6 protein-coding genes are annotated in these 11,915 nt (G+C 60.3%); 4 read left to right on the top strand and 2 right to left on the bottom strand.

Annotated elements, in window-relative coordinates:
- Positions 1–100 precede the first annotated feature (100 nt).
- Positions 101–457, top strand: a complete 357-nt coding sequence (uraH, locus tag AC2FIR_RS07285; RefSeq protein WP_170678585.1) for a hydroxyisourate hydrolase — start codon at positions 101–103, stop codon at positions 455–457.
- Between the two features lie 172 nt (positions 458–629).
- Here uraH and AC2FIR_RS07280 read toward each other — a convergent pair whose 3' ends face one another.
- Positions 630–1,550 carry a LysR family transcriptional regulator gene (locus AC2FIR_RS07280; RefSeq protein ID WP_480490508.1) on the bottom strand — a complete coding sequence of 307 codons (921 nt, stop codon included), beginning with the start codon at positions 1,548–1,550 and terminating at the stop codon, positions 630–632.
- Positions 1,551–1,646: 96 nt separating this feature from the next.
- Between AC2FIR_RS07280 and AC2FIR_RS07275 the strand changes: the two genes are divergently transcribed.
- From AC2FIR_RS07275 to AC2FIR_RS07265, 3 genes are all read left to right on the top strand, one after another.
- Positions 1,647–2,870, top strand: a complete 1,224-nt coding sequence (locus tag AC2FIR_RS07275) for a urate hydroxylase PuuD (RefSeq protein ID WP_170619422.1) — start codon at positions 1,647–1,649, stop codon at positions 2,868–2,870.
- 147 nt (positions 2,871–3,017) lie between these two features.
- The gene (locus AC2FIR_RS07270; RefSeq protein ID WP_170613389.1) at positions 3,018–4,823 is read left to right on the top strand and encodes an autotransporter assembly complex protein TamA; all 1,806 of its coding nucleotides are present in this window, start codon (positions 3,018–3,020) and stop codon (positions 4,821–4,823) included.
- Entirely contained in the window at positions 4,820–8,905 is a 4,086-nt protein-coding gene (locus AC2FIR_RS07265; RefSeq protein WP_480440714.1) for a translocation/assembly module TamB domain-containing protein, read from the top strand. The genes AC2FIR_RS07270 and AC2FIR_RS07265 overlap by 4 nt, the downstream gene beginning before the upstream one ends.
- A gap of 226 nt (positions 8,906–9,131) precedes the next feature.
- On the opposite strand, the gene fdhF is transcribed toward AC2FIR_RS07265, so the two are convergent.
- Complete coding sequence (gene fdhF, locus AC2FIR_RS07260) at positions 9,132–11,915, bottom strand: formate dehydrogenase subunit alpha (protein WP_170613391.1); 2,784 nt, start codon at positions 11,913–11,915, stop codon at positions 9,132–9,134.

Below are 11,915 nucleotides of genomic sequence, written 5' to 3'. Positions count from 1 at the left end.
ATCAATCCGAACGCTGTTTCCGGTTGTTTCGGCATTTCCACCATTTTGATGTTTGCGCCACACTGTGGCAAACCCGATGAAACAGTCAAAGGAGATCACTGTGGCAGGCTACCTGACAACCCATGTTCTGGACACGGCGCGCGGGTGCCCGGCGGAAGGTCTGAAAATCGCACTGTATCAGGTGTCGGGAAACTCCCATCGCAAACTGGTCGAGATGGAGACAAATTCCGACGGGCGCACCAACAGCCCCATCCTGCCGCAGGAAGACTTTGAAACCGGAACTTACGAGCTGATCTTTTTTGCCGGTGACTACCTGCGCGCAACCGGGCAGGCAGCAGAGGATCCGCTGTTTCTGGATCAGGTTCCCATTCGGTTCGGCATGTCCGATGCCGAGGCACATTATCACGTACCGCTGCTGCTTTCTCCTTACGGGTATTCGACCTACCGGGGCAGCTGACGGCTTTCCGCACGCCTCCTGCCGGTCGCCGACCCTTTCAGTGTCCTCTTCGGTTGGGCTGGGCACTGTTCCCGCCTTGATAAAGGTTGCAACCGCGCCGCGGCCTTGCCGCGGCGCCGGGCACAACGCTGTGCCGCGCCTGCAAGGCGCAAACGGCGGCGGGAGCTTCGGCTCAACCCTTCGCTTGCGAGCTGCGCACGACCTTACCGATACGTGAAATCATGAAATCCATGAACAACCGCGCCTTGGGGTCCTGATGGCGGCGATGGGTATAGAGGCATGCCATCTGCACAGGCACCGGCGGCGTCTGCGTTGCAACGGCCACCAAACGGCCCGCTTTCAAATGCTCCGCCACTTCAAAGGCGGGTTTCATCGCAATCCCCTGCCCGGACAACGCCCAATCGGTCAAAACATCGCCGTCATCGCATTCGAAGCGACCTGATACAGCGTATCGCTTCGGGCCCTCGGGTGTTTCCAGCAGCCATTGGAACTCTGTCGCGCCGGGGAAACGAAGGTTCAGACATTCATGCTTGTCCGAAACCAGATCCGCACCGGTCTGCGGCATGCCCCTGCGTTCCACGTAATCCGGCGCGGCGCATAGTACCCGCTGGCAATCCGCGATCTTTCTGATCCGCAGGGTGCTGTCCTCGGGCTGGCCAATGAAAAATGCCAGATCCAGGCCTTCGGTGGTCAGATCAACCGATCTGTCCGTCAGCCGCAGGCGCACGTCAATCTCAGGGTACTCCAACAGAAAATCAGGCACATGCGGGGCCAGCAACCGGCGGCCAACCCCCAACGGCGCCGCAACGAATAGCGATCCCCTTGGCGCTTCGGTCAGATGGACAACCTGCGCCTCGGCCTCATCCACCGCATCCAGAACCGCGACCGCACCGGGATAAAAGGCGCGACCCTGTTCGGTCGGACTGAGGTTTCGCGTGGTGCGTTGAAACAGACGCACGCCCAGATGATCCTCAAGCTGGGAAATCCGGGCCGAGGTTACGGCAGGGGAGATCCGCAGGTCTCGACCCGCAGCGGACATGCTGCCCAGATCATAGACACGGACAAAGGTACGGATGTTCTCGAGATAAGACATCTTATCGATTTTTTTGATACAGTTTGACAATATACGGGAATACCGAAGAAAATCCCTTTTGCCTAGTGTGACGGCAAGCAATCGGAGACTTCTTGCATGTATGACCTCGCCGTGTTCTGGGACTGGATAGCCTTTGCTGTGCGCTGGCTGCACGTGATCACTGCCATCGCGTGGATCGGATCATCCTTTTATTTCATAGCGTTGGATCTTGGGCTGAACCGCGACATCCCCGGCCCCGCCGATGGCGAGGAATGGCAGGTGCATGGCGGTGGCTTCTACCACATTCAGAAATACCTGGTCGCGCCCGAGCGGATGCCGGACCACCTGACCTGGTTCAAATGGGAAAGCTATGCGACCTGGCTCAGCGGGGCGGCGCTTCTGATGATCGTCTATTGGGTCGGCGGCGAGTTGTATCTGATCGACGCGCAAAAGGCCGATCTGGCGCTGTGGCAGGGGATTCTGATCTCGGCCGCCTCGCTGACCGTGGGCTGGCTGGCCTATGACTACCTGTGCAAATCCGGTCTTGGCGAACGCCCCACCCTTTTGATGGTGCTGCTGTTCGTGCTGCTGGTGGCAATGGGTTGGGGGTACAACCAGATCTTCACCGGCCGTGCAATGATGCTGCATCTGGGGGCCTTCACAGCCACTATCATGACGGCGAACGTGTTCTTCATAATCATGCCCAACCAGCGCATCGTAGTGGATGACCTGAAGAACGGGCGCACACCGGACCCGAAATACGGCAAAATCGCCAAGCTGCGGTCCACGCACAACAACTACCTGACGCTGCCGGTCGTGTTCCTGATGCTGTCGAACCACTATCCACTGGCCTTTGCGACCGAATACAACTGGATCATCGCGGCGCTGGTCTTCCTGATGGGTGTCACCATCCGGCACTATTTCAACACCCGCCATGCCCGCGCCGGCAACCCGACATGGACCTGGCTGGTCACCGCCTTGCTGTTCATCGCTATCATGTGGCTGTCCACCGCGCCGATGTACAAACCGCTGGAAGAGGCCGAAGCGCAGCCGCTGACGCCTTATGAACAAAAATTCGCCGCGGCAGACGGGTTCGAAGAGGCGCATGACATCGTGCTGGGCCGCTGCTCCATGTGCCACGCTCGCGAACCGGTCTGGGAGGGTATCCTGTGGGCACCCAAGGGCGTGCTATTGGAAACCGAAGGCGACATCGCAAGAAACGCAAAGCAGATCTATCTGCAGGCAGGCGTCAGTCATGCGATGCCGCCTGCAAATGTCACCTTCATGGAGCCCGAGGACCGCGACGCCCTGATCCGCTGGTTCCGGAATGCGGGTATTTGACCGCACAAAAGATTGCCTCAAATCGCAATTCGCACGTCATTTCCCTTTTCCTGCACCCCATCAGATGGTCTAACATGAAGTTGAACAGCCGCCGAACCGTACAAGGCGGCCAAAGTGATTTCGAGTTGGGGCAGTTGGAGCCATTTGATGCAGGGAAGAAGGCCGCGCGCCATTCTTAAGTGCTGGCTGTTTGGCGTTGTCGTGGCCATCGCGCCGACCACATTGGCGGCGCTGGAAACCACGTTGACGGCGCCCGGAGCGCCGAAAGAAGTGGTGGACCGCCTCAAGGAAAACTCTTCGGTAACAACAGCCAAATCGCGCGGGCTGGACACTCCGCTGGAAATACTGTCCGCCGCGCTTTCGGATTACCGCACCATCGTCCAGATCCTGTATGACGAAGGGTATTTCAGCCCGGTCGTCAGCATCAAACTAGATGGACAGGAAGCGGCCGATCTCAGTTCGCTGAGCGTTCCAAGCCAGATCAAGCGCGCTGTCATCACTGTGAACACGGGCCCGGTCTTTACCTTCGGAACAGCGCTTGTACAGCCGTTGGCCCCGCTGACCGTATTGCCCCAGGAATTTTCTACCGGCAAACGTGCGACAACGGGCGCGATCCAGCAGGCCACGTCCGCAGGTGTTCAGGCATGGAAAGACGCTGGGCACGCAAAGGCGGACGTTGCAGGGCAAAAGGTCGTCGCCCGGCACAAACAATCCAAGCTGGATGCCGAGATCGATCTGGCGCCCGGCCCGCGTCTGACATTCGGAAGGATGTTCATTGATGGCGACACCACCGTGCGGCACAGATCGATCGAAAAGATCGCGGGTTTTCCCACGGGCGAAGTCTACTCCCCCCAAAAAGTCCAGAAAGTCGGAACCCGTCTGCGCCGCACCGGGACGTTCAATGTTGTCTCGATCAAGGAGCGAGAAGAACCCAACCCTGATGGCTCGCTTGATTTTGATGCCACGTTCGAGGACCTGCCCCCGCGTCGTATAACACTCGGGGGCGAGCTTGCCTCACGCGATGGTCTTGATCTGACCGCGACCTGGACCCATCGAAATGTGTTCAGGCGCGCGCAGCGGCTGAGGTTCGAGGCCGCGATCCGCAACATTGGCGGGGCCGAAAATATCGATGGGCGGATTGGCCTGCGACTGGATCAGCCAGACAGGCTGGGCCCCGACGACAGCACCTTTTGGAGCGCCCTGCTGGAGCGGCGCGACACCGAAAACTACAACGTTACCGTGGCCTCAGTGGCATATGGTGCGCGGCGCACCTTCTCGGACCAGCTTTATGCCGAGGCGTCGGCGGGGTTCCAGTATTCGGATGCGGATGATGCGTACGGCTCAGGGCGCAAGTTCAGATATTTCATCCTCCCCTTCCGGTCGGAATGGGACCAGCGCGACAGCAAGGTCAGCGCCACTCGGGGGTTCTATCTGGATGCGAATGCCATGCCTTTTGCGGGTCTGTCAGAAACCGAGTCCGGCCTGCGCATTTTTCTGGACGGGCGCGGCTATACCAGTTTCGGAACCGGCGGCAGGCTGGTGCTGGCCGGCCGTGTGCAGCTGGGGTCGGTTCTGGGGCCGTCTCCGGACGGGGTGACACCGGATTTTCTGTTCTTCTCGGGCGGCGCGGGAACCGTGCGCGGGCAACCTTTTGAAAGCCTCGGCATCCCGGTGGGAACCGGTGTGGCGGGCGGCAAGTCCTTTCTCGGCCTGTCCGGAGAGGTGCGTGGCAAGGTCACCGACTCACTGTCTCTGGTTGGGTTCTACGACTACGGCACGGTCGACACGTCATCCTTCATCGGCAGCGGTGCCGAGTATCATGCCGGTGCCGGTATCGGTGCCAGATACGATCTGGGTGGGTTCGGCCCGTTGCGCGTTGATCTGGCATGGCCGGTTCAGGGCGACACCGGCAGCGGGCTGCAGTTCTATATCGGGATTGGACAGGCATTTTGATCCGGCGGCTTTCATATCCCGTTCTGATCGGCGCGGTGCTGATCACATCGCCCGTGACCGCGCAGGAAGATAGCGGCGGCAGCATGCTGGAGAATTTCCTGCAGGACACCCTGTCCGGCGACGACCAGAACGTCCGGGTCAAGGGCCTTCAGGGCGCGCTAAGTTCGCGGGCGACCATCGAAGAAATCACCGTGGCCGATGACGAAGGCGTCTGGCTGACCATCAAGGATGCAGTGCTGGACTGGAACCGGCTTGCATTGATCCGCGGCCGTTTTTCGGTCAACGCTTTGACTGCGCAGGAAATCGACATCGCCCGCGCGCCCGGGGCAACCACCAAGGACACCCCCGCGCCTTCGGCTGAAACCAAGCCGTTTCAGCTGCCTGAATTGCCCGTTGCCATCCAAATCAGTGAAATCCGGGTAGACGAGCTGTCGCTGGGCCAACCACTGATCGGGGTCGCGGCCGAGCTTGCCGTGAACGGAAATCTGTCGCTGGCAGACGGCACGCTGGATACCAAACTGGATGTCACGCGACTGGACCGGGCCGGCGACCAGATCAGCCTGTCCGCCGGGTTTGAGAACGCGAGCAGTGAAATCCGTCTGGACCTGAAAGTGGTCGAGGATTCGGGCGGGCTGATCTCGACGGCGCTGAAGATACCCGACAGCCCACCGATCGGTCTGACCGCCACCGGGTCAGGTCCCCTTACAGATTTCACAGCGGATATCGGCCTGAGCAGTGACAACCAGCAGCGTGTCGCAGGACAGGTCCGGTTGCGGTCGGCCACGGAGGCGGGTGGCGCGTCAAGTGACGGCATCGCCTTTACGACCGATCTGAAAGGCGACCTGACGCCATTTCTGGCGCAAAACATGGACACGTTCTTTGGCCCTGACACGCGTCTGTTTGTCGATGGCCGGACGCAGCCGGACGGCGCGCTGGACATTTCCGATCTCGAGTTTTCCTCGCAGGCGCTGAAGCTGAAGGGAGAGCTGCAGCTTGCCCCTGGCGGTGTACTGCAACTGGCGGCCCTTCAAGGGCGGATAACTCCACCGGATGGCGAAACTGTCGTGCTGCCAGTCTCAGGCGGTCAAACATCTATCGAAGCGGCTCAGATTTCAGCGCTTTTCGATCAGAAGAACGGCAACCTGTGGGATTTGAGCCTGACAACAAACGCTTTCAAATCGCCGCAAATCGGGTTGCAGCGGGCGCAGATCACCGGCCAGGGAACACTGGAACAAGGTGCATCCTTACAATTCGAAGGTGACATTCAGGCCGCGCTGGACGGGATCGATCTGGCGGATGCCGGGCTGAACACGGCACTCGGCGATCGCATCACACTGGACGGATTGTTCAGCTACGGTAGTGATCAGTCATTGACCCTGTCAGGGGTGGAACTGGTGGGTTCGGACTATACGCTTGGGGCGGACGCATTGATCAGCGGTTTGGCCAGCGGTCTGACGATTGACGGAACGGCGACCCTGGACGCAACGGACCTGTCCCGGTTCTCGGAACTGGCCAAGCTTGATCTGGGCGGACAGGTCTCGGCCCGGGTCGAGGTAAACGGATCACCGCTGGAAGGCAGCTTTGACGGTAAGCTGAGCGTCGAGGCCCGCGATCTGTTGACCGGCCGGGACGATATCGATCCGGTGATTGCCGGCGAAACGAGCATTGTGGTGGATGCAAAGCGCGACACGGACGGCGTCACCATCCGTGACCTTACAGTTAACGGCGAAACCTTGCAGGCGGCTGCCAGCGGTGAGGTCACGACACCGGACGGGAACCTGACCATCGACGGTCAGGCCAGCGTCAACGCGCAGGATCTTTCCGTCTTTTCGGGTCTGGCAAAGCGCGAACTGAGCGGCGCAGTTCAGGCCACCCTCGACGGGCAGGGAACCGTGCAAACGCTGGAGTTTGACGGAACAGCCAGCGTAATCGGACAAGACATCACAACAGGGCTTTCGGACATCGATCCGCTTTTGACCGGTCGGACCACTATCGAGTGGGATGGCGCCCGGACCGCCGACAAAATTGATATCCGTAACGCCACGGTAAACGGCACCGCACTGAACGCGCAAGTCTCGGCGATTGTGCAGGATCCGACAGGGGATCTGTCCGTTGACGGACAGGCGCAGTTGAACGCGCCGGATCTGTCGCTGTTCTCCGGCCTAGCCAAACGCGATCTGGCGGGTTCGGTGCAGGCCGACGCCAATGGGACCGCCGCGCTGGCCAACCGGACTTTTGACATCAAGGGCGATCTGGATGCGCGCGACATCCAGACCGGTATCGAAGCGCTGGACAAACTGATTCAGGGCCGCACGACTTTGACGGTGGACGCCGAGAAAACCGAGGAAACCGTCGATATCCGGGCATTCCGTCTGCAGGGAACGGCCTTATCTGCGGAAGCATCCGGTGAACTAAACCGCGAAAACGGGGGATTGACCTTCAACGTCAGACTGGATGACCTGGCCAGGTTGGCAAGCACCCTCTCCGGTCCTTTGACCCTGACCGGAAATGTGGCACCCGACGGTTCAGGGCTGGAAGGCACCGTTAGCCTGCGAGGCCCTGACAGCTCCTATGCCAGTCTGGACGGCAATGTTGGACTGGACGGAAACGCCGATCTGGAATTTGACGCCCGGTTCAACAAAATCGAACGTTTCGTACCCGAGTTCCCGGGGACTATAGCGGCCAAGGGTACGGCAAAACGTGACAACGGCGTCTGGACCATCAGCGCCAAGGCCGATGGACCAGCCGAAATCAGCGGCGATGTCTCGGGGACATTTAGCGAGACCACCGGTCAGGCCGACCTGGCCGCGCAAGGTGGTTTGAACCTTGGCGTCGCCAATGTGTTTATCACACCCAACAAGATCGATGGTCAGGCGCGGTTTGATCTTGCTTTGAACGGCGCTCCGTCACTGGCGGCTTTAAGCGGAACGGTTACAACCTCCGGTACAGCTCTGGCCATTCCCGCGGCTGGACAGACCGTGACGGGGATCAGCGGTTCGGTCGACCTGGCGCAAAGCCGCGCTACCGTCGCGCTGAACGGCGGGATGCAGGCTGGCGGGGCCTTTACGGTCAACGGCCCAATAGACCTGACGCCACCCTTCAATGCCAACATCACGACCGTTCTCAACAGCCTAGTGCTGACTGACAGGCTGCTATATGAAACGACGCTGAACGGCCAGGTCGCCATGACCGGCGCTTTGGCGGGCAACAGCTCGGTCGCCGGGCAGATCACATTCGACGAGACCAACATCAATCTCGCTGCAGCCTCCGGCGCGGTGGGCGCGGCACCCATCCCCAACATTACGCATGTCAACGAAAGCGCGGCTGGCTTCCTGACCCGGGAACGCGCGCAGCTGGTCGTGACCGGCGACAAAGCCAAAAGCGATTCGCGGATTGCGCTGGACGTCAGCCTGCTGGCCCCCAAAGCCGTGTTTGTGCGGGGCCGCGGTGTGAACGCTGAACTTGGGGGCAGAATCAACATCGGTGGAACCACGGCATCCATCGTGCCGTCCGGTCAGATTGAGCTGATCCGTGGCAACTTCGACATTCTGGGGCGCAGGCTGGCGCTGACCAAGGGTGTCGTGACACTTCAGGGCGATCTGACACCCTATATCGAGTTCGAATCCTCAACCAGCACGTCGGACGGCACCGCCACGATTGAAATTGCGGGGCCATTGGATGCGCCTCAGGTCGACATATTTTCCGACCCTGAACGCCCTGCGGAAGAGGCCCTGGCGATATTGTTGTTCGGCAATCGCTTTTCCGAACTTTCGCCCTTTGTGATCGCGCAAATGGCGGCGTCGCTGGCGCAACTCAGTGGTGCAGGCGGGGACGCAACCAAAGGGCTGCGGGATGCGACGGGCGTGGATACGGTCGACATTGGTGCTTCGGAAGGCGGTGCGGGCCGTCTGGGCGCAGGCGCTTATCTGAGCGACAACCTCTACACTGATTTCACGGTCAACACCGAAGGCGACACCGAAGTGAACCTGAATCTGGATGTCACCGACAGTTTCACCGTGCGTGGTACGGTCGACGGGCGTGGTGAAACAGGTTTGGGCGTCTTTTTCGAACGCGACTACTAGGGCCAGGTGCGGTTCCAGAACCATCTGGACAAGTGTGTAAGTTTGTTTTGTCCTGTGCCAAAGCGCTTTTTTTCGCCTTCCTGCCTTGCTCCTTGGCGACTGCGGCGCGTTGAGGCGCAACTGACGTTGCACAGTTTTGGACAGGCATGACCGGCACAGGATGGTGTGAAACACGAAAGGGCGGCTCTGATCAGAACCGCCCTTGAATTCTTACCGCTCGCAGCGCTTATTCCGCCGCGATGGCATCCCCGATCTTTTCAACGCGAATGGCCGAGAATTTGAACTCGGGGATTTTCCCGTATGGATCAATGGCCGAGTTGGTCAGAATGTTCGCCGCCGCTTCGACATAGGCAAACGGGATGAAGACCATGTCTTCGGCGATCGCCCGGTCCGCCCGAACCATGATGTCAATCGTCCCGCGCCGGGTGGTCAGCCGGATCATTTCACCCGGTTCGATCCCCATCAGCTTGAGCGTGCGAGGGTTCATCGAACAGTTCGCTTCCGGCTCAACAGCGTCGAGAACATTAGAACGGCGGGTCATCGACCCGGTGTGCCAGTGTTCCAACTGACGGCCGGTGGTGGCGATCATCGGGTACTCGTCATCCGGCGCTTCATCCGGCGGGATGACGCTAGCCGGGGTAAACCGGGCCCGGCCATCTGCGCGCGGGAATCCGTCACCGAATACAATCGCCTGCCCCGGATCGGTCTCGCTGAGCGACGGGTAGGTGATGGTTTCGGTCTCAAGCCTATCCCACGTGATGTTGTCAAGCGACGCCATGGTCAGCTTCATTTCATTGAAGACCTGAGACACGTCCGTATAGTCCCAGTTCAGCCCGATCCGCTGCGCCAGATCGACAGTGATCTTCCAGTCTTCGCGCGCCTCACCCGGAGGTGTCACGGCAGGCCGCACCCGCTGCACCTGACGGTTGGTGTTCGACACAGTGCCGTTCTTTTCATACAGCGCCGAGGCGGGCAGGATGATGTCGGCATAGTTCGCCGTCTCGGTCAGGAAGATGTCCTGCACGATCATCAAGTCCAGCTTGGCCAGCGCGTCACGCGCGTGATTCACATCCGGGTCGGACATGGCCGGGTTTTCGCCCAGAATATACATGCCCTTGATGTTGCGCGCATAAATCTGGTCGATGATCTCGGTCACGGTCAGGCCCTTCTCGTTCGAGAAGTCGTCCGAGTTCCAGACCTCGTTGAACTTGGCGCGAATGCCATCGTCCGTCACGGTCTGGTAATCCGGCAGGAACATCGGGATCAGGCCCGCATCGGATGCACCCTGCACGTTGTTCTGACCGCGCAGCGGGTGCAGACCCGCGCCGGGTTTACCGACGTTGCCGGTCATCAGAGCCAACGAGATCAGGCAGCGAGAGTTGTCTGTGCCGTGGATGTGCTGGCTGACGCCCATGCCCCAGAAGATCAGGCCGGCCTTGGCCTGCGCAAAGGTGCGCGCGACACGGCGCAGCTGATCCGGTTCGATGCCGCAGATCGGCGACATCGCCTCGGGCGTGAACTGGCGCAGATGCTCTTTCTCGGCTTCCCAGTTCTCGGTCCAGCGGTGGATGTACTGGCTGTCATACAGTTCTTCCTCGACGATCACGTTCATGATCGCGTTCAGCATCGAGACATCAGCACCCGGACGGAACTGCAGCATTTCGTCGGCAAACTTGCGCATACCGACGCCGCGCGGGTCCATCACGATCAGCTTGCCGCCGCGCTTGGCGAACTGCTTGAAGTAAGTCGCCGCAACCGGGTGGTTTTCGATCGGGTTCGAACCGATGATGATCGCCACATCCGCGTTTTCGATCTCGTTGAAGGTCGCGGTCACTGCCCCGGAACCGACGTTCTCAATCAGAGCAGCAACTGACGACGCGTGACACAGACGTGTGCAGTGGTCGACGTTGTTGTGCTTGAAACCCTGACGGATGAACTTCTGGAACAGATAGGCTTCTTCGTTGGTGCATTTGGCCGAACCAAAGCCTGCAACGCTGCGCGGGTCTTCGTCGCGAAGCACCTTCAACTTGGTGGCGGCAAGATCCATCGCCTCTTCCCAAGTCGCTTCGCGGAAATGGGTACTTAGATCGCCGGGATCGACGTTCAGGCCCTTCTCGGGGGCGTCTTCGCGGCGGATCAGCGGCTTGGTCAGACGGTGCGGGTGGTGGATGTAGTCAAAGCCGAACCGCCCTTTGACGCACAAACGGCCTTCGTTTGCCGGGCCGTTGATGCCCTCGACATACTTGACCTTACCGTCCTTGACCTTCAGCGAAACCTTGCAGCCCACGCCGCAGAACGGGCAGACGCTTTCGGTTTCGCTATCGTAGTCCTTACTGTCGCCGTGCTGGTGATCGTCCAGCACGGTCGCGGGCATCAGCGCCCCGGTTGGGCAGGCCTGAACGCATTCGCCACACGCCACACAGGTCGACGCGCCCATCGGATCGTTCTGGTCGAACACGACCTGCGCCGTATGGCCACGACCGGCCATGCCGATCACGTCATTGACCTGCACTTCGCGACAGGCCCGGACGCAGAGGTTGCAGTTGATGCAGGCATCCAGATTGACGCGCATCGCAACGTGGCTGTCATCCAGCAGCGGGATTTTATCGGCCTCTTTCGCCGGGAAACGGCTGTCGCTGACATCGGTCAGCTTGGCCATGTCCCAGAAGTGGCTCGAGGTGTCGTGTGCCTCCTCGGGCTGGTCGGCAACCAGCAGCTCCACAACCATGGCGCGCGATTTCTCGGCACGCTCCGAGTCGGTCTTAACGACCATCCCGTCCGCCGCCGGACGGATGCACGAGGCGACCAGCGTGCGCTCGCCTTCCACCTCGACCATACAGGCGCGGCAGTTGCCGTCCGGGCGATAGCCCGGCTGCGGCTTGTGGCACAGGTGCGGGATAGTGAACCCCTGCCCCTTGGCGGCTTCCCAGATGGTCCAGCCCTCGGGGACGGTGACGTCTTCGCCGTTCAGGTTGAAGGTGACGGTCTTAGTTGGGCTTGCATCAAGCAT

This window comes from Ruegeria sp. CDSB136, assembly GCF_059610965.1.
This window is presented reverse-complemented; position numbering and strand designations above follow the sequence as displayed.

What these genes read in the sequence shown, in the direction of transcription:
- AC2FIR_RS07270 (WP_170613389.1), top strand. Translation starts at nt 3,018, where the DNA reads ATGCAGGGAAGAAGGCCGCGCGCCATTCTTAAGTGCTGGCTGTTTGGC.
- fdhF (WP_170613391.1), bottom strand. Translation starts at nt 11,915, where the DNA reads ATGCTTGATGCAAGCCCAACTAAGACCGTCACCTTCAACCTGAACGGC.
- AC2FIR_RS07280 (WP_480490508.1), bottom strand. Translation starts at nt 1,550, where the DNA reads ATGTCTTATCTCGAGAACATCCGTACCTTTGTCCGTGTCTATGATCTG.
- AC2FIR_RS07275 (WP_170619422.1), top strand. Translation starts at nt 1,647, where the DNA reads ATGTATGACCTCGCCGTGTTCTGGGACTGGATAGCCTTTGCTGTGCGC.